Genomic DNA, 18,084 nt, shown 5'->3' with positions numbered 1-18,084 from the left:
TATCGGCGAGCCCGGCCCGGCTCACCTCAGCCCGAGCACGATCAGCGTGAGCACCATGGCCAGCGCCAGGAGAACGCCCAGTCGCCGCAACATCTCCTGCATGTCGCGCAGTTCTTTGGGCGGCTCGTTCTCGGGGTCGGACCACAGCATGCCTTCCATCGTCGGCCGGGGGTCGGCGGCGGCGCCTGAGTACGCATACTCAACTTTCCCCTAAACAGTGCTACCGTTCCATTAGCTAAAGGTTCTTCGGTTCCGTTTGGGGGATGTGTCATGTTCACCGCTTCCTGGATCGCGTCACCGCAGCTGCCCAGCGAGGGCTTCACGCCCAACTGGTCCCGCGAGGGCTTCTGGCGCCAGTCACTGCGGCAGGTGGTACGGCTGTCGGCGGGGGGTGACCGGGTGCGGGTGCGGCTGACCCACGCCCACGGCGCCTCGCCCGTCCGGGTCGCGGCCGCGAGCGTGGGGCGCACGGCCGCGGGGGCCGCCGTGGAGCCGGGGTCGCTCGTGCGGCTCACCTTCGGGGGTGCGGACGGTGCCGCGATACCGGCGCGCGGGGAGCTGGTCAGCGACGACGTCCCGCTTGCCGTCGCCGCCGGGGAATCGGTGACCGTCACCCTGTACTTCGACGCCACCACCGGGCCCGCGACCTTCCACGCCCAGGCCTTCACGGCCGGCTACCGGGGCGAGGGCGATCTGTCGGCGGACGCGGGCGGCGAGGGCTTCGACGCGGTGACGGAGTCCTGGTACTTCCTGTCGGCGGTCGAGGTCGACGCCGGGCGCACGGACGCCGTCGCCCTCTTCGGCGACTCGATCACGGACGGGTTCGGTTCCACGGTGGGCGCGAACCGGCGCTGGTCGGACGCGCTCGCCGAGTGCACGGGACGGCCCGTGCTGAACGCGGGTATCGGCGGGAACCTGCTGCTCAACGACTCCGCCTGGTACGGCGAGGGGGGCGTTCGCCGGTTGCGCCGGGACGTTCTCGACCGGCCCGGCGTGGACACGCTCGTCGTGCTCCTCGGGCTGAACGACATCGGCTTCAGCGAGACGGACGAGCAGCCCACGTACAAGCCGGCGCCGGTGGTGGAGGCCGGGGAACTCATCGCCGGGCACCGGGAGTTGATACGGCAGGGCAGGGCGGCGGGGCTGAGGGTGATCGGGTCGACCTTGCTGCCGTTCGGGGGGTCGGACCACTGGGGTGAGCGTGCGGCCAAGGTGAGCCACGAGCTGAACGAGTGGATTCGGAGCGCGGGGGAGTACGACGCGGTGGTGGACCTTGGGCGGGCGCTGGCCGATCCGGGGGATCCGGATCGGCTGCGTCCGTCGTACGACTTCGGCGATCACCTGCACCCCAATGATGTGGGGTACCAAGTGATGGCCGAGGTCGTGGCTCGCCGTTTGTAGCTGCGGGCCGGTGGGGGCTTGTCGCGCCCACGCGGCGGAGCCGCATATCGATACAGCCCCGCACCTTGAGGGGCGCTCCCGCTAGCTTGGCCAATAAGTGCGGGCCCATGTCGTCGGGCCCGGCTGTGGCACCCTCTGGGCCGCGATGCGCGCCGGGTCGGACCAGGAGTCGCGGGGGGTCGGTGCGCCGGGCGGGAGGGTACTCGCCGCCGCGGCGCGGGCGCGGACCACCGCCAGTGCGGCGGCCAGCTCCTCCGGTGTCGGGTTGCCCCGTAGGACCTTGATGTTCATGACGGCTCCCAGCAGGCCTAGAGGGGGATGTTGCCGTGCTTCTTCGGAGGCAGGGATTCCCGCTTCGTACGCAGCTGACGCAGGCCGCGGACGACATGGCGGCGGGTGTCGGACGGCATGATCACCGAGTCGATGTAGCCGCGCTCGGCCGCGATGTAGGGGTTGAGGAGCGTGTCCTCGTACTCCTGGATCAGCCGGGCGCGCACCGCCTCCAGGTCGTCGCCGTTCGCCTCCGCCTCGGCGATGGTGCGCCGGTGCAGGATGTTGACGGCGCCCTGCGCGCCCATGACGGCGATCTGGGCGGTGGGCCAGGCGAGGTTGATGTCCGCGCCGAGGTGCTTGGAGCCCATGACGTCGTAGGCGCCGCCGAAGGCCTTGCGGGTGATGACCGTGATCAGCGGGACCGTGGCCTCCGCGTAGGCGTAGATCAGCTTGGCGCCGCGGCGGATGATGCCGTCGTGCTCCTGGTCGACACCCGGGAGGAAGCCGGGGACGTCGACGAAGGTGATGACCGGGACGTTGAAGGCGTCGCAGGTCCGCACGAAGCGGGCGGCCTTCTCGCTGGCCTGGATGTCGAGGCAGCCGGCGAACTGCATCGGCTGGTTGGCGACGATCCCGACGGGACGGCCCTCGACCCGCCCGAACCCGGTGAGGATGTTCGGCGCGAACAGCGGCTGCGTCTCGAAGAACTCGGCGTCGTCCAGGACGTGTTCGATCACCGTGTGCATGTCGTACGGCTGGTTCGCGCTGTCCGGCACGATCGTGTCCAGCTCGCGGTCCTCGTCGTTGACGGCGAGGTCGGCCTCCTCCGGGAAGGCCGGGGGCTCGGACAGGTTGTTGGACGGCAGGTACGACAGCAGCTGCTTGACGTACTCGATGGCGTCCTTCTCGTCACCGGCCATGTGGTGGGCCACGCCGGAGGCGGAGTTGTGGGTGCGGGCGCCGCCCAGCTCCTCGAAGCCGACGTCCTCGCCGGTGACCGTCTTGATGACGTCCGGGCCGGTGATGAACATGTGCGAGGTCTGGTCGACCATGATCGTGAAGTCGGTGATGGCGGGCGAGTAGACCGCTCCGCCCGCGCACGGGCCGACGACCAGCGAGATCTGGGGGATCACACCGCTCGCGTGCGTGTTGCGGCGGAAGATCTCGCCGTACGCGCCCAGCGAGGCCACGCCCTCCTGGATGCGGGCGCCGCCGGAGTCGTTGATGCCGATGACCGGACAGCCGGTCTTCAGCGCGAAGTCCATGACCTTGACGATCTTCTGGCCGTAGACCTCGCCCAGCGCACCGCCGAAGACGGTGAAGTCCTGCGAGAAGACGGCGACGGGCCGGCCGTCCACCGTCCCGTACCCGGTGACGACACCGTCGCCGTACGGGCGGTTCTTCTCCAGACCGAAGTTGGTGGAGCGGTGCCGGGCGAACTCGTCGAGCTCGACGAAGGAGTCCTCGTCGAGGAGGAGGTCGATGCGCTCACGGGCCGTCAACTTGCCCTTGGCGTGCTGCTTTTCGACGGCGCGAGCGGAGCCGGCGTGCGTCGCTTCCTCGATACGGCGCTGGAGATCCGCGAGCTTGCCCGCGGTGGTGTGGATGTCGATCCCTTGGGGCTCTTGGATCTCGTGACGCTCTTCCGGCTCGGACATCGGGATGGCGCTCCCTGCCTGCTCAAAAGGGGGGACGGTTACTCATCCGTAGAGTAGTGGGGGGCCTACGAATCAGCAGTGCGGCGTTTCACACACCTAGGGTGGCTTGCATGACGCCGCGAGATGCATCAGACGACAGCCGTTGGTCCGACCTGGACCGTCCGCCGCTGAACGCCGCCGCGCTGCGGCGCGGGCTCGTGCGGGAGGGCGGGCTGTGGCGCGAGGTGGAGGTCGTGCGGAGCACCGGCTCCACCAACACCGACCTGGTGGCCTTGGCCACCGCGGGCAAGGCGGCCGAGGGCGCGGTCCTGGTCGCCGAGGAGCAGACGGCCGGCAAGGGGCGCCTGGACCGCCAGTGGACGGCCCCGGCCCGCTCCGGGCTGTTCTTCTCCGTGCTCCTGAACCCGGCCGAGGTCCCGGCCGCCCGCTGGGGCTGGCTCCCGCTGCTCACGGGCGTCGCCGTGGCGACGGGACTGTCCCGGGCCGCGGGCGTCGACACGGCACTCAAGTGGCCCAACGACCTGCTGGTGACCGTCGGCGGCCAGGAACGCAAGGCCGGCGGCATCCTGGCGGAGCGCGCCGGGAACGAGGGCGTGGTCGTCGGAGTCGGCATCAACGTCACCCTGCGCGAGGACGAGCTGCCGGTGCCCCAGGCGGGCTCGCTGGCCCTTGCCGGCGCCGTGAGCACGGACCGCGATCCCCTGCTGCGGGGCATCCTGCGCTCGCTGGAGGAGTGGTACGGGCGCTGGCGGGCCGCGGCGGGTGATCCCGTCGTGAGCGAGCTCCAGGAGACGTACGCGGCGGGCTGCGCGACGCTGGGGAGGGAGGTGCGGGCCGAACTCCCGGGCGACCGGTCGATCACGGGCGAGGCCGTCGCGATCGACGGCGACGGGCGGCTGGTGCTGGCCACCGAGGAAGGCGTGCAGGAGCCCGTGGGCGCGGGGGACATCGTGCACCTGCGGATGGCGTGAGTTCGGCTCCCCGGCTTTCCGGAGTGAGGTGGCCCACACCTGCCGTAAAGTGAAGGCCGGTCGATTACTGACCGCGGCAGATCGGAAGGGCAGCAGGCGTGACCGTCGACGATTCGGGCTCCGGCACGGGCGCGGACGGCCGGGTGGACCCCCACGCCGCCGACCCCGGCGAGGATCCGCTCGCCCTGCGCCTCGAAGGCCTCATCCTCGGCGCCGAGCGGCGCTACACCCCGTTTCAGGCGGCCCGCAGCGCCGGTGTCTCCATGGAGCTGGCGTCCCGCTTCTGGCGGGCCATGGGCTTCGCCGACATCGGGCAGGCCAAGGCGCTGACCGAGGCCGATGTCCTGGCGCTGCGGCGCCTCGCCGGTCTCGTCGAGGCGGGGCTGCTCAGCGAGGCCATGGCCGTGCAGGTGGCCAGGTCCACCGGGCAGACCACCGCCCGGCTGGCCGAGTGGCAGATCGACTCCTTCCTGGAGGGCCTGACCGAGCCCCCGGAACCCGGCATGACGCGCACCGAGGTGACGTATCCGATCATCGAGCTGCTCCTGCCCGAGCTGGAGGAGTTCCTCGTCTACGTCTGGCGCCGCCAGCTCGCCGCCTCGGCCGGCCGGGTCATCCAGGCTGCCGACGACGAGGAGATGGTCGACCGCAGGCTGGCCGTCGGCTTCGCCGACCTCGTCGGCTTCACCCGGCTGACCCGCCGGATGGAGGAGGAGGAACTCGGCGAACTCGTCGAGGCCTTCGAGACCACGGCGGCGGACCTGGTGGCCGCGCGCGGGGGACGGCTGGTCAAGACGCTCGGCGACGAGGTCCTGTACGCGGCCGACGACGCTGGGGTCGCGGCGGAGATCGCCCTGCGGCTCATCGAGACGATGGCGGGCGACGCGACGATGCCCGAACTGCGCGTCGGCATCGCGTTCGGCACGGTGACCACCCGTATGGGCGATGTGTTCGGTACAACCGTGAATCTCGCCTCCCGGCTGACGTCGATAGCCCCGCGGGACGCCGTGCTCGTCGACAGTGCGTTCGCTGAGGAACTCATCCGAACGGGTGAGGCACCGGCGTCCGAGGCGGAGGCGGCGGAGGCCGCTGCCGCTGCGGAGAAGGAGGGGGAGGAGGCGCCGGTGTATCGGTTTGCGTTGCAGCCGATGTGGCAGCGGCCGGTGCGGGGATTGGGCGTGGTGGAGCCCTGGTTGTTGACGCGGAGGGCTGCCGCCGGGGGCGAGTGAGCGCCGTGGGGGTGCGGTTGCTTCGTCGGGTGCGGGTGCGTTGTGGCTTGTCGCGCCCACGCGGCGGAGCCGCAAATCGATACAGTCCCGCGCCCCTTGAAGGGCGTTGCTGTGCTCGGCCTTTTTAGTCGCCGTTCGTCACGCGGTCTACGCACAGGGCGATGATCGGTACGCAGACCGAGTCCTCGGCGGGGTGATCCGGCTGGAGGGTCGGGGGGTTCGCCGTCGGTCGACTGGGGGGCGGGGTTGGGGTCGGCCGGGGTGCCTGCTCGGTCGGCGCTGGTGGGCGGGGTGCGGCCGGGGTGTCGGCCGGTGTCGTGGCGGGGCTTGGTGGCGTGGTCGGGTTCGTCGTCGGTACGACGATCGTCGTCGTTGTCGGTGTGGCGTTCAGGCCGCCCATGGCGGAGGTTGCGGAGGGGCTCGCTGTCGGGACTGTGGCGGCGGTGTTGGCCGAGCGGTCCGTGTCCGCTTCCGTGGTCGTGGCTGTGTCCGGGCTGGTGGCGGAGTCCGGGGTGGGCTCTGTTCCCGCTGCGCCCAGGCCCGCCACCTCCGCCTCGGGCGTCAGGCGTACGAGGCTCAGCGCGCCGGCCGCCAGGGCGAGGCCGCCCGCTGCCAGGAGGACCTTGCGGGGGCGGGGGCGTCGGTGGCGGCCGCGGGAGCCGAAGAGCCGGGCGCCGGTCTGTCCGTCCTCACCGACCGTCACGGTTTCCGTCGCTGTTCTCGTCGTCCCGCTCATCACAACCCCTCCCCGCCCGCTCGCGCCCCCGATGCGCCGTGGCTCGCGCACGCTATGCGCTGTCGTTGGCGGTACGGCGGGAGTTGGGCGGGATGTCACTCGAACGGGGTGTCGGGGCTCGACTCGAGGGCCGCTTGTGGCTCTTTCCCCGGAGGGTCCCGGCTGCGATGATCGGGGTGATGTTGTTAACCCGCGTTAACCGGAGGGTGTCATGAGCGAGGAGCGGTACGGGGAGTTCGTGCTGGTGCGGCGGCACGGGGAGGGGCATGTCGCGGAGCTCGCCCTCGACCGCCCCAAGGCCATGAACGCCGTGTCGACGGACATGGCCCGTTCGATCGCGGGGGCGTGTGCGGCGCTGGGCGCGGACCGTGACGTACGGGTGGTGGTGCTGACCTCGACTCATGAGCGGGCGTTCTGCGTCGGGGCGGATCTGAAGGAGCGGAACTCGTTCAGTGACGCCGACCTGGTGCGGCAGCGGCCCGTGGCGCGGGGGGCCTACACGGGGGTGCTGGAGCTGCCGGTGCCGACGATCGCGGCGGTGCACGGATTCGCGCTGGGGGGTGGCTTCGAGCTGGCCCTGTCGTGCGATGTGATCGTGGCGGACCGTACGGCCGTGGTGGGGCTGCCCGAGGTGTCGGTCGGGGTGATTCCGGGCGGCGGGGGGACGCAGCTGCTGCCGCGGCGGGTGGGGGCGGCCCGGGCGGCCGAGCTGATCTTCACGGCGCGACGGGTCGAGGCCGTCGAGGCGCGGGAGCTGGGGCTGGTCGACGAGCTGGTCGAGGAGGGGCGGGACCGGGAGGAGGCGCTGGCGCTGGGGGCCCAGATCGCCGTGAACTCGCCGGTGGGGTTGCGCAACGCCAAGCGGGCGCTGCGCCTGGGGCACGGGCTGGATCTGCGGGCCGGGCTGGAGGTCGAGGACTCGGCCTGGCGGGCCACGGCGTTCTCCGGGGACCGGGCGGAGGGCGTCGCGGCGTTCAACGAGAAGCGCAGGCCGCAGTGGCCGGGGGAGTGAGGATCGCCCTGCCGTCGCGCCGGGTGTGGTGTCTGTGCCCGGTGACCTCCCCGTTCGCCACGCCAAACGTCCCGAATCGGGGTAAAACTCCCTAGCCTGGAGTGATGGGTGAGGACAGACGGCTCGCGGCCGTGGTGGCGTTGGCGCAGGGGATGGCGGCGGCGCACACCCCGCGTGAGTCCTGGCGGGCGGCGGCGCTCGGGGCGTGTCGGGCGCTGGCCGGGAGTTTTGCCGCGCTGTCGGTGTGGGAGCGGGAGCTCGGGCGGTTGCGGGTGCTCGTGAATGTGGGGGACCGCGCCGAGGGGGAGGAGGAGTTCCCGGGGGACGAGGCCTATCCGGTGCATCAGTTCCCGGAGATCGCCGAGTTCCTGCACGAGCGGTGGGCTGCCGGGGGCGAGCCCAACGCCTGGGTGGAGACGGCCGAGGGGCCCGCGACCGGGCATCCCGGGTACTGCCATCAGCGGGTCGCCGCTCTTCGGCGGCGTGGGCGCGGGTGCTGTGTGGTCGCGCCGCTCGTGCTGCACGGGCGGGCCTGGGGGGAGCTCTATGTCGCCCGTCCCGCCGGTGCGCCCGTCTTCGACCGGGGGGACGCCGACTTCGCCACCGTGCTCGCCTCCGTCGTGGCGGCCGGGCTCGCGCAGAGTGAGCGGCTGGAGGAGGCCCGGCGGCTGGCGTTCACCGATGCGCTGACCGGGCTGGCGAATCGGCGGGCCGTGGATGTGCGGTTGGAGGAGGCCGTCGAGCGGCATCGCAGTGAGGGGGTCGTGGTCAGCCTTGTCGTCTGTGACCTCAACGGGCTCAAGCGGGTCAACGACACCCAGGGGCACGCGGTCGGGGATCGGCTTCTGGAGCGGTTCGGATCGGTGCTGTCGGTGTGCGGGGCCATGCTGCCGGGGGCGCTGGCGGCGCGGCTCGGGGGTGACGAGTTCTGTCTGCTGGCTGTCGGGCCCGCTGCGGATGAGGTGGTGAAGGCCGCTGATGAACTGTGCCGGCGGGCAGGAGAGTTGGAGCTGGGGGAGGGGGTCGCCTGTGGGGTGGCTTCCACCGAGGACGCGATCGGGGTCGTGCGCTCTGCGCGGCGGCTGTTCCGGTTGGCTGATGCCGCGCAGTACCGGGCCAAGGCGGTGCGGGCGGGGCGGCCTGTGGTGGCGGGCCGGGAGGGGCCGGACGATCCTGTCGTACGTCTTGCCGACGAGCCCTTCGGGGAGGGGGGCGGGGAGCGGCGGCGGTTCCGGGGCCGGCTGCCGTGAGTTTCGCGCCCCGCCGCGGCTGAAAACTCAGCCCCTCCGGCGCGACCAGCCACGACGGTGCCGCAGCCGCAATCAGTAAGGGTCGTACCGCCCACCCGCTAGTGACATCTTCGTCTTCACTGCGTACGCTCCTGAATATGGATATGCACACTGTGGTGGTGGGGACCTCCGGGGTCACCGCGTCCGACGTTCTTGCCGTGGCGCGGGGCGGGGCCCGCGTCGAGCTGTCGACAGAGGCGGTCACGGCGCTCACCGCGGCCCGCGAGATCGTGGAGGCGCTGGCGGCCAAGCCCGACCCCGTCTACGGCGTCTCCACCGGCTTCGGGGCCCTGGCGACCCGGCACATCAGCCAGGAGCTGCGGGCCCAGTTGCAGCGCAACATCGTCCGTTCGCACGCCGCCGGGATGGGGCCACGGGTGGAGCGGGAGGTCGTACGGGCGCTGATGTTCCTGCGGCTCAAGACCGTCTGCTCGGGGCACACGGGCGTACGGCCCGAGGTCGCGCAGACCATGGCCGACATCCTCAACGCCGGTATCACGCCCGTCGTCCACGAGTACGGCTCGCTGGGCTGCTCCGGTGACCTCGCTCCCCTGTCGCACTGCGCCCTCACGCTGATGGGGGAGGGGGACGCCGAGGGGCCGGACGGGACCGTGCGGCCCGCCGGGGAACTGCTCGCCGCGCAGGGCATCGCACCTGTCGAGCTGCGCGAGAAGGAGGGCCTCGCCCTCCTCAACGGCACCGACGGCATGCTCGGAATGCTCGTCATGGCCCTCGCCGATCTTGACGTCCTCTACAAGTCCGCCGATGTCACCGCCGCGCTGAGCCTCGAAGGGCTCCTCGGGACCGACAAGGTGCTCGCGCCCGAACTGCACGCCATCCGGCCGCACCCCGGGCAGGGCGCCTCCGCCGCCAACATGCTGGCCGTGCTGAAGGGTTCGGGGCTGACCGGGCATCACCAGGACGACGCGCCGCGCGTGCAGGACGCGTACTCGGTGCGGTGTGCTCCGCAGGTCGCCGGGGCCGGGCGGGACACCATGGCGCATGCCCGGCTCGTCGCCGAGCGGGAGCTGGCCTCGGCGGTCGACAATCCCGTCGTTCTGCCCGACGGGCGCGTCGAGTCCAACGGGAACTTCCATGGTGCGCCCGTCGCCTACGTCCTCGACTTCCTCGCCATCGCCGTCGCCGACCTCGCCTCCATCGCCGAGCGGCGCACGGACCGGCTGCTGGACAAGAACCGCAGTCACGGGCTGCCGCCGTTCCTGGCCGACGACGCGGGCGTCGACTCGGGGCTGATGATCGCCCAGTACACGCAGGCCGCCCTGGTCAGCGAGTTGAAGCGGCTGGCCGTGCCCGCCTCCGCCGACTCCATTCCGTCCTCCGCCATGCAGGAGGACCACGTCTCCATGGGCTGGTCCGCCGCCCGCAAGCTGCGTACGGCCGTCGACAACCTCACGCGTGTGCTGGCGGTCGAGTTGTACGCCGCCACCCGGGCCATCGAGCTGCGGGAGGGACTCACCCCGGCGCCGGCCTCGCAGGCCGTCATCGACGCCGTACGGGCCTCCGGGGTCCAGGGCGCCGGTCCGGACCGGTTCCTGGCGCCCGACCTCGCGGCGGCCGACGCGTTCGTGCGCGCCGGGGAGTTGGTCGCCGCGGCGGAGAAGGTCACCGGGCCGCTTCAGTGACGCGTGAGGGCCCTGTCGTACGACCGACAGGGCCCCGATGCGGTCGGGAGCGGGTTACTTCAGCTTGGCGGCCTGCGCGTCGATGACGGCGGCCGGGACGTCGTACGCCTTGTCGGTCATCATCAGACCGAGGTTGATCGTGTAGTACGTGGCGATGGTGCTGCCGTGCCGCACCACCTCGACGTGCGTGGTGCCCTCGTCGCCGTCGTCCTCGCTCACCGCGGCGAACGCCACCGACTCGTCACCGGCCCCGGACGCCTTCTCCGAGGTGATCTTGGTGAGCTTCTGGTCGGTGCCCTGCATGACGACGGGGAAGCCGCCGGAGCAGCTCTCCACCGCGTCCGACACGGACTTGAAGGTCTCCTCGGCGCCGGCACCGTCGTACGACGACAGGCCCACGACCGTCATGTTGAGGCTCATCGCGTCGGTGAGCGAGTCCTCGATCTCGCCCTTGCTCAGGTCCTCCAGCGACTTGGAGGCACTGTCGGTGGGGTTCTTCTCCTGCGTGGTCATCACGGCCGTGCTCGAGGCCGCGTCCCCCGGCGCCAGACCGCCCATGGCGTAGGCGAGCGGCTGGCACTTCGCCTCGCTGCTCTTGATCTGGTCCTTGGACTTCGGCAGCTGCTTGCCGGAGGCGTCCACCTTGTAACCGTCGACATCGCCCTGCGCGATGATCGACTTCTTCAACTCCGCGGCCGTGAGCGCCTTCGCGTCAGAACCGCCGGAGTCACCCCCGCAACCCGTGACAAGGGCGAGCGACAGCGCGCTCACGGCAGCCGTGGCGGCTACACGCACGCCCGATGATCTCTTCATGGGCGGACTATGAAGCCCAGGTCAAAGGGGCGTCAAGTGAATTCAAAAACCCAGACGTTCCCGGCGAACCGAATACGCGACGAAGCCCGCGCCCAGCGCGAGGGAGACGGTCCCGCCGACGATGTACGGCGTGGTGTCGAAGCCGCCGGTGTCGGCGAGCCGGGTGCCGTTCGCGGTGGTGTCCTGCGCGCTCTCGGACGTGGCCCGCGCCTGCTGGGTGACCTGCGACGTGGGGGTCGCCGAAGGCTCCGCTCCGGCCGGATCGTCGCCCGTCGCGTTCGCGGAGGGCACGAACCACAGGGCGCCCAGCAGGGCTCCCGCGGCGGTGGCGGTCAGCAGCGATCGGCGTGCGGTGGACGACGATCGGTGAGCGGCGGACACGGAATATCGATCCCCTTGTGGTGCTGGCGAATTGGCCGTGTGGGGCGATGTTAGTGAAAGTCGCGGGTCACGGGAAAGTCACGGGCGAAAAGAGCCGTACGCTCCGGGCATGAGCACTCCAGAAACATCACGTTTTGTACGGCTTCGCGTGGAACTCGTCCTCGAAGTGGACGACCAGGACGCCGTCACCAAGGCCGCGCTGCGGCGGATCGCCGACGACACGACCATGCCGGCCGACGAGCGGACCCACGCCGAAGCTGCTGTGACGGAAGACACTGCGGAGGCCCTCGCGTATCTCGTTGATCCGTTCGACCTGGTCAGCGAGGTGCCCGGGGTCGATCTCGCGCAGGCATCCTGGTCCAGCGAGCACGTCGAGTACGACCCGGATTCGCCCGAGTGGGACCTCGACGAGGATGATGGCGACGAGGACTTCGACGGCGAAGACGCCGGGCGGGCCGGCTGAGGCTTCTTGGGGAAATCGTGACCCCGGGCGGCAACCGCCGCCCGGGGTTTCGTCGTCTCAGGGGGCGCACTGGCCGACATCCGTACCACCCGCCTGTGAAGGGCGTGGTGCGCCCCACACATACAAGGGATGTGGAACGGGCCGAACCGGTCGTAGCGTTGAAGATTCTTAACGGGGACTCTCGGGCGTTTTGGGGATTCGGGAACAATGGAGAAGCGTGTGATGACGAACAGTAAGCGGCGCAAGGGCCTGACGGTCGCGTCCGCACTGCTCGGCGGTGTCCTGGTGCTCTCGGCCTGCTCCGGCGGCGACGACAACGCCTCCGGCAGCGACGGCGGCGACAGCTCGCAGTCCAAGGTCGACGAGGCGGCGGCCAAGAAGACCTCCGCGGCGCAGATCAAGATCACGCCCAAGGACGGCACCGACAACGCCTCCATCAACAACTCCGCCGCCGTCACCGTGAGCAAGGGCACGCTCACCGAGGTGGCGATGACGACCGCCGAGGGGGCCGCGGTCGAGGGCGAGATATCCGCGGACAAGACCAGCTGGAAGCCCAGCGCCCAGCTGGAGCGCTCCACGACCTACAAGGTCACCGTGACCGCGAAGGACGCCAAGGGCCTGGAGGCCCACGAGAACGCCTCCTTCACCACGGTCTCCCCGAAGAACAGCTTCCTCGGCTACTTCACGCCGGAGGACGGCTCCACGGTCGGCGTGGGCATGCCGGTCTCGATCAACTTCGACAAGTCGATCACCAACAAGGCGGCCGTCCAGAAGGGCGTCACCGTCACCTCGACCAGCGGCCAGGAAGTCGTCTGCCACTGGTTCAACGACACCCGCATGGACTGCCGGCCCGACGAGTACTGGAAGGGCGGCTCGACCGTCACCCTGAAGATGGCCCTGGACGGCGTCGAGGGCGCCGACGGTGTCTACGGCGTCCAGGAGAAGACGGTCACCTTCAAGATCGGCCGCAACCAGATCAGTTACGTCGACGCGAAGACCAAGCAGATGAAGGTCACGCAGGACGGCAAGACCATCAAGACCATCCCGATCTCGGCCGGTTCGCCGGAGAACAAGACCTACCAAGGCATCATGGTGATGTCCGAGAAGTTCAAGGAGACGCGCATGAACGGCGCGACCGTGGGCTTCACGGACGACGACGGCAAGGGCGAGTACGACATCAAGAACGTGCCGCACGCCATCCGCCTGTCCACCTCCGGCACCTTCATCCACGGCAACTACTGGGGTGCCAAGTCCATCTTCGGCAGCGTGAACACCAGCCACGGCTGCGTGGGCCTGTCCGACACCGAGGGCGCCAACGACAAGGGCACCGCGGGCTACTGGTTCTACAACAACTCGATCGTCGGCGACGTCGTGGTCGTCCAGAACACCGGCGACAAGACCATCGCCCCGGACAACGGCCTCAACGGCTGGAACATGGACTGGGCGCAGTGGAAGGCCGGTTCGGCGGTCTGACGGATGCTTGGGCAGTGAGCGCACTGTGCGACTGACGTGAGTTGATGAAGGCGGTCACCCGATCGGGTGGCCGCCTTCAAGTTTCGCTTCGCATAAGGGAGTTACCGGTAAAGTCCGGCATGTGACGCGCCTTCGGGTGCGCCTCCCTTGTTCCGGGCCCCTCCCCATCGGGGCCCGGCCCGAGCGGGGCGGTTCCGGGCAATGAAAAAGGCCGCCTCCCTATGCAAAGGGAGGCGCGCCCAGTGAGACGTCATGCCAAGCCAAAGCCGACTCTCGTGTGCCGGACCATCCGGTGCCTGCCGGAAAGGTGGGCCAGGCACGTGAGGAGGTGGTGGCTGTGGCTGCTCGCCAGGTAGCGGGAGGCCCCCAGAGGATTTAGGGGCCTTCCACCAAAGCGCCTGTTGAGCTGAAGCCCCTGTCGCGGCCTTGCCCGCCGTGGCGGGGGCTTTTCTGCTACTAGGAAAGTACACCGTCGGCACTCGCCGCAAGCCCGACTCGGCCACATGCACCGGGACCCGTCGAGCAGGGGGCGGCCAGGAGTTCAGAGGGGCTGCACGTCGTGCTTGAGTGCGGTGATGAAGGGGGCCCAGGCGTGGGCGGTGAGGAGCAGGGCCGGGCCGTCGGGGGCCTTGGAGTCGCGTACGGGGACGAGGCCGGGGATGTTGTCGGCGATCTCGACGCAGTCGCCGCCGCTTTCGTTGCTGTAGCTGCTCTTGAACCAGAGAGCGTCACTCAAGTCGATCCGGTTGCTTGCCATTTCGGTAATCCTCTGCCGCAGCCTTGATCATGGCGAGGGACGTGTCTGGTGACAGCGCGACGGCCCTGAGCCGATCGTATGCCTTGCGGTACTGCTTCACGAGGGCCGGATCGTCGATGGTGTCCCCGCTGTAGGACGCCTCCGTGTAAACCAGCGGGGGTGCGTCGGGGAAAGCCATGACCATGTTGGAGGCCGCCATCAGGGGCCCTGACGCCCCTGCGCCGACCTCATCGGCAACGGCACGGCACCCCGCAGGACACGGTCCAGCCGTACGACAGCGATGTCCTCCTTCGCCGATGCCCGCCACCGGTCGGCCAGTACCACCCCGGTCACCTCGGGCTGGTTCGGCAGATGGGGGAAGACGAGTCGCACCTGCCTGCCGGGGCCCTGCTCAGCGGCCTCCACCACGTGCGCACAGGTGAGTGTCAAGGGCAATGCGGGAGCGTAACTTGAGCACTGCGTAACGGAGTTCTCGCCGCCACGTAACAGTTGACCGGTGGGCCTCTCGCCTTCTTCTCATCTCTTGAGGCGCCTGATCACCCCTCGGCATACTGCGTGTTCCGGGGGGCGGCGTGTATGCGCACATGATCTCTCCCGGCCGGGTGAAGGGGAATTCACCCGGACCATCTGCAAGGGGGAATCTTGCGCAGACAACTCAAGAGCGTATGTGCGGCCTCCGTCGCCATGGCGGCCGCCGTGGCCCTCGCCTCGGGAATGACCAGCCCGGCGTCGGCCGAACCGGAGCGGCGCCCGGCCGGCGCCGGGCCCGCGTCCACGCACCGGATCACCCTGATCACGGGTGACCGGGTCGCCGTCGGCTCCAAGGGCCAGGTGGTGGGCCTGGAGCGGGCGAAGGGGCGCGGGCACATACCCGTACAGATTCGCAAGGCCGACGGCCACACCCTGGTGATCCCGGCCGACGCGGCCCGGCTGATCGCCGCCGGCAAGCTCGACCAGCGTCTCTTCGACGTCACCGAGCTGAACAAGTCCGCGACCCGCGCCTCCCAGGCCAAGGGCCCGAAGGTCATCGTCGGCTACCAGGGCGCCGCCGCCGGGACCAAGGCGGACGTCCGGGACTCGGGCAAGCTCCGCAGGGCCCTGAAGTCCCTGAACGCGGACGCCGTGCAGATCCCGCACCAGGACACGCCCGAGCTGTGGGACGCGCTCACCAACGGCGACAAGGCGGCCTCCGGCATCGCGCACGTCTGGCTCGACGGCGTGCGCAAGGCCAGCCTCGACAAGTCCGTCGCCCAGATCGGCACCCCCAAGGCGTGGTCGGCCGGCTACGACGGCAAGGGCGTCAAGATCGCCGTCCTGGACACCGGCGTCGACGCCACCCACCCGGACCTCAAGGACCAGGTGATCGCGTCGAAGAACTTCACCCCGGCCGCCGACGCCACCGACAAGTTCGGTCACGGCACGCACGTCGCGTCCATCGCGGCGGGCACCGGCGCTGCATCTCCCGCGGGGTCTGCCGGCAAGTACAAGGGCGTGGCGCCCGGCGCCGACCTCCTCAACGGCAAGGTCCTCAACGACAATGGCGAAGGTGACGACTCCGGCATCGTGGCGGGCATGGAGTGGGCGGTCGAGCAGGGCGCCGACATCGTCAACCTCAGCCTCGGCGGACGGGACACACCCGAGATCGACCCGATGGAGGCGGCGGTCAACAAGCTTTCCGCCGAAAAGGGAGTGCTCTTCGCCATCGCGGCCGGCAACTCCGGCCCGGAGTCGGTCGGTTCGCCCGGCAGCGCCGAGGCCGCCCTCACCGTCGGCGCCGTCGACGACAGGGACGTCCTCGCGCCCTTCTCCAGCACCGGCCCGCGGATCGGCGACGGCGGCATCAAGCCGGACGTGACCGCGCCCGGCGTGGACATCACGGCCGCCTCCGCCAAGGGCAGTGTCATCGAGCAGGAGGAAGGCGAGAACCCGCCCGGCTACCTGACCATCGAGGGCACGTCCATGGCCACCCCGCATGTCGCGGGCGCGGCGGCCATCCTCAAGCAGCAGCACCCGGACTGGACGTACGCCGAGCTCAAGGGCGCGCTGGCCGGTTCCACCAAGGGTGGCAAGTACACGCCGTTCCAGCAGGGTACGGGCCGTATCCAGGTCGACAAGGCCATCAAGCAGACCGTGATCGCCGACCCGGCGTCGGTGAACTTCGGTGTGCAGCAGTGGCCGCACACCGACGACAAGCCGGTCGCCAAGCAGCTGACGTACCGCAACTTCGGTACCGAGGACGTCACGCTCACCCTCTCCGCCACGGGCTTCGACCCCAAGGGCCGGCCGGCCCCCGCGGGCTTCTTCAAGCTGGGCGCGACCAACGTGAAGGTCCCGGCGGGCGGGAAGGCCTCCGTCGCCCTGACCGTCAACACCAAGCTGGGCGGCACGGTCGACGGCGCCTACTCCGCGTACGTCACGGCGATGGGCGGCGGGCAGAGCGTCCGTACGGCCGCCGGGGTGCAGCGCGAGGTGGAGTCGTACGACCTCACCGTCAAGCACATCGGCCGGGACGGCAGGCCGGCACCCGAGTACAACACCCGCCTGTTCGGGTACACGGGTCTGTCGACGAACACGGAACACCGCGTGCCGGTCACCGAGTCCGGGGTCACCAAGATGCGGCTGCCCAAGGGCTCCTATGTGCTGGACGCCGTGATCGACAAGGACCCGGAGTCCCCGGCGGGCGGGCTCGACTGGCTGGTGCAGCCGAAGCTGGACCTCACCAAGAACACCTCCGTGACGCTCGACGCCCGCACCACCAAGCCGGCGGACATCACCGTGCCGGACACGCGGGCCAAGCAGGTGGCCGCAACCATCGACTACTCCTACGACACGGCGGGCGCCAGCTCCTCCATGAGTGTCGACACCTTCGCCAACCTGCGCATGGCGCACGTCGGCCCGCAGGTCGCGAGCGGCCTGAACCAGACCTGGAACGGCCAGTGGACCAAGGGCGCCGACACCGAGTACAACGTGGCGACGCTGGCCGAGGCCAAGAAGATCCAGGGCGACAAGGTCCGCCACTTCAAGGCCAGTGAACTCGCCAAGGTGAAGAACGGCCTCGGTGCCTCGGCATCCGGCAAGACCGGCGCGCTGCTCGCCATCGGCAACTTCCCCGACACCGGCGTGATGAGCGAGCCGATCGAGCAGAAGCTGCCGGGCTCGCGGACGATGTACCTGTCCACGTCCGACAAGATCAAGTGGTCGTTGGAATTCGAGCAGTTCGCCGGCCGGGACGCCCAGGGCCGTCCGGTGGTCGACCTGACCTACTCCCTGGGCGACGAGCAGGCCTACAAGGCGGGTCAGAGCTACTCGAACACCTTCAACACGGCGGTCATCGGCCCGCACCTCGACAAGTACTACGGCCTGTTCCGTGAGGGCGACGAGATCTACGGCGAGCTGCCGGTGTTCGCCGACGGCGGCAAGCACGCCGGCTGGTCGCCTTTCACCTCGGCGAACACGAGCCTGTACCGCAACGGCACCAAGATCGGCTCCTACGACGACACGGTGTTCGGCGGAGGCACGTTCAAGGTCCCGGCAGGGGACGCCGAGTACAGGCTGACGACCTCCGCCAAGCGGAGCGTCAAGGTCGCGGCGGCCTCCACACGGATCGACGCGAGCTGGACCTTCCGCTCCAAGAGGTCGTCCGACGACCAGGTCAGGCTCCCGGCCTCCACCGTCCGCTTCAACGCCAAGACGGGCCTGGACAGCCGGGTCGAGGCCGACAGGACCCAGACCTTCCCGGTCACCGTCGTGGGTGCGGCCGCGGGCAGCAACCTGAAGTCGCTGCACGTGTACGTGTCGTACGACTACGGCCAGACCTGGAAGAAGCTCGACGTCAGGGACGGCAAGATCACCGTGAAGAACCCGGCGAAGGGCAAGGGCGTCTCCTTCCACGCCAAGATCGCCGACAAGAAGGGCAACAAGTCGACGATCTCGATCTACAACGCGTACTACGGGAAGTAGGCCGGAAGTAGGCCCTCAGCGAACC

At 69.9% G+C, this 18,084-nt stretch carries 17 protein-coding genes and 1 pseudogene; 9 read left to right on the top strand and 9 right to left on the bottom strand.

All coding sequences use genetic code 11. The annotated features are described in order from the left end of the window. Positions 1–21: 21 nt before the first annotated feature. The gene (gene mmpB, locus KUM44_RS46810; protein ID WP_302186017.1) at positions 22–150 is read right to left on the bottom strand and encodes a morphogenic membrane protein MmpB; all 129 of its coding nucleotides are present in this window, start codon (positions 148–150) and stop codon (positions 22–24) included. A gap of 120 nt (positions 151–270) precedes the next feature. On the opposite strand from mmpB, the gene KUM44_RS19025 reads away from it, so the two are divergent. Then, a complete protein-coding gene (locus KUM44_RS19025; protein WP_217209238.1) occupies positions 271–1,401 on the top strand; it encodes an SGNH/GDSL hydrolase family protein in 1,131 nt (376 codons plus the stop codon). A gap of 81 nt (positions 1,402–1,482) precedes the next feature. Here KUM44_RS19025 and KUM44_RS19020 read toward each other — a convergent pair whose 3' ends face one another. Together KUM44_RS19020 and KUM44_RS19015 are read right to left on the bottom strand one after the other, a co-directional pair. Beyond that, positions 1,483–1,692 carry an acyl-CoA carboxylase epsilon subunit gene (locus tag KUM44_RS19020; RefSeq protein ID WP_217209237.1) on the bottom strand — a complete coding sequence of 70 codons (210 nt, stop codon included), beginning with the start codon at positions 1,690–1,692 and terminating at the stop codon, positions 1,483–1,485. Between the two features lie 17 nt (positions 1,693–1,709). Then, positions 1,710–3,332, bottom strand: a complete 1,623-nt coding sequence (locus KUM44_RS19015) for an acyl-CoA carboxylase subunit beta (RefSeq protein WP_217209236.1) — start codon at positions 3,330–3,332, stop codon at positions 1,710–1,712. 110 nt (positions 3,333–3,442) lie between these two features. Between KUM44_RS19015 and KUM44_RS19010 the strand changes: the two genes are divergently transcribed. Together KUM44_RS19010 and KUM44_RS19005 are read left to right on the top strand one after the other, a co-directional pair. Continuing rightward, entirely contained in the window at positions 3,443–4,303 is an 861-nt protein-coding gene (locus KUM44_RS19010) for a biotin--[acetyl-CoA-carboxylase] ligase (protein WP_217209234.1), read from the top strand. 98 nt (positions 4,304–4,401) lie between these two features. Then, the gene (locus tag KUM44_RS19005) at positions 4,402–5,532 is read left to right on the top strand and encodes an adenylate/guanylate cyclase domain-containing protein (protein WP_217209232.1); all 1,131 of its coding nucleotides are present in this window, start codon (positions 4,402–4,404) and stop codon (positions 5,530–5,532) included. 124 nt (positions 5,533–5,656) lie between these two features. Here the strand turns inward: KUM44_RS19005 and KUM44_RS19000 are convergent, their stop codons facing one another. Beyond that, positions 5,657–6,268 (bottom strand): hypothetical protein, encoded by a 612-nt coding sequence (locus KUM44_RS19000; protein ID WP_254389762.1) that lies wholly within the window; start codon positions 6,266–6,268, stop codon positions 5,657–5,659. A gap of 211 nt (positions 6,269–6,479) precedes the next feature. On the opposite strand from KUM44_RS19000, the gene KUM44_RS18995 reads away from it, so the two are divergent. From KUM44_RS18995 to hutH, 3 genes are all read left to right on the top strand, one after another. Next, on the top strand, positions 6,480–7,280 hold the full coding sequence (locus tag KUM44_RS18995; protein WP_217209230.1) for an enoyl-CoA hydratase/isomerase family protein: 801 nt from the start codon (positions 6,480–6,482) through the stop codon (positions 7,278–7,280). A gap of 104 nt (positions 7,281–7,384) precedes the next feature. Beyond that, positions 7,385–8,530, top strand: coding sequence for a sensor domain-containing diguanylate cyclase (locus KUM44_RS18990; protein WP_217209228.1), 1,146 nt, complete (start codon positions 7,385–7,387; stop codon positions 8,528–8,530). Positions 8,531–8,673: 143 nt separating this feature from the next. After that, positions 8,674–10,212, top strand: a complete 1,539-nt coding sequence (gene hutH / locus KUM44_RS18985) for a histidine ammonia-lyase (protein WP_217209362.1) — start codon at positions 8,674–8,676, stop codon at positions 10,210–10,212. Positions 10,213–10,266: 54 nt separating this feature from the next. Here hutH and KUM44_RS18980 read toward each other — a convergent pair whose 3' ends face one another. Both KUM44_RS18980 and KUM44_RS18975 read right to left on the bottom strand, forming a co-directional pair. Next, entirely contained in the window at positions 10,267–11,025 is a 759-nt protein-coding gene (locus KUM44_RS18980; RefSeq protein WP_217209226.1) for a hypothetical protein, read from the bottom strand. 42 nt (positions 11,026–11,067) lie between these two features. Continuing rightward, complete coding sequence (locus KUM44_RS18975) at positions 11,068–11,406, bottom strand: LAETG motif-containing sortase-dependent surface protein (RefSeq protein WP_308402662.1); 339 nt, start codon at positions 11,404–11,406, stop codon at positions 11,068–11,070. Between the two features lie 148 nt (positions 11,407–11,554). Here KUM44_RS18975 and KUM44_RS18970 point away from each other — a divergent pair, with 148 nt between their 5' ends. Beyond that, positions 11,555–11,869 carry a hypothetical protein gene (locus KUM44_RS18970; protein ID WP_308402661.1) on the top strand — a complete coding sequence of 105 codons (315 nt, stop codon included), beginning with the start codon at positions 11,555–11,557 and terminating at the stop codon, positions 11,867–11,869. Positions 11,870–12,091: 222 nt separating this feature from the next. Then, positions 12,092–13,342 (top strand): Ig-like domain-containing protein, encoded by a 1,251-nt coding sequence (locus KUM44_RS18965; RefSeq protein ID WP_254389725.1) that lies wholly within the window; start codon positions 12,092–12,094, stop codon positions 13,340–13,342. Between the two features lie 541 nt (positions 13,343–13,883). Here KUM44_RS18965 and KUM44_RS18960 read toward each other — a convergent pair. The 3 genes and pseudogenes from KUM44_RS18960 to KUM44_RS18950 all read right to left on the bottom strand — a co-directional run bounded on the left by KUM44_RS18960 (position 13,884) and on the right by KUM44_RS18950 (position 14,534). Continuing rightward, complete coding sequence (locus KUM44_RS18960; protein ID WP_217209220.1) at positions 13,884–14,099, bottom strand: DUF397 domain-containing protein; 216 nt, start codon at positions 14,097–14,099, stop codon at positions 13,884–13,886. Beyond that, positions 14,071–14,304 (bottom strand): annotated as a pseudogene (locus KUM44_RS18955) (Scr1 family TA system antitoxin-like transcriptional regulator); the annotation flags it as partial. The gene KUM44_RS18960 and the pseudogene KUM44_RS18955, both read right to left, overlap by 29 nt. Next, positions 14,298–14,534 (bottom strand): trypsin-like peptidase domain-containing protein, encoded by a 237-nt coding sequence (locus tag KUM44_RS18950; protein WP_217209219.1) that lies wholly within the window; start codon positions 14,532–14,534, stop codon positions 14,298–14,300. The gene KUM44_RS18950 and the pseudogene KUM44_RS18955, both read right to left, overlap by 7 nt. A gap of 249 nt (positions 14,535–14,783) precedes the next feature. Between KUM44_RS18950 and KUM44_RS18945 the strand changes: the two genes are divergently transcribed. Further along, on the top strand, positions 14,784–18,059 hold the full coding sequence (locus KUM44_RS18945; protein ID WP_254389747.1) for a S8 family serine peptidase: 3,276 nt from the start codon (positions 14,784–14,786) through the stop codon (positions 18,057–18,059). Positions 18,060–18,084 lie beyond the last annotated feature (25 nt).

The organism is Streptomyces sp. AC550_RSS872 (assembly GCF_019049285.1).
Classification (GTDB): domain Bacteria; phylum Actinomycetota; class Actinomycetes; order Streptomycetales; family Streptomycetaceae; genus Streptomyces.
Note: the sequence above shows the minus strand (reverse complement) of the source record. Positions and strands in the feature narration are given on the sequence as shown.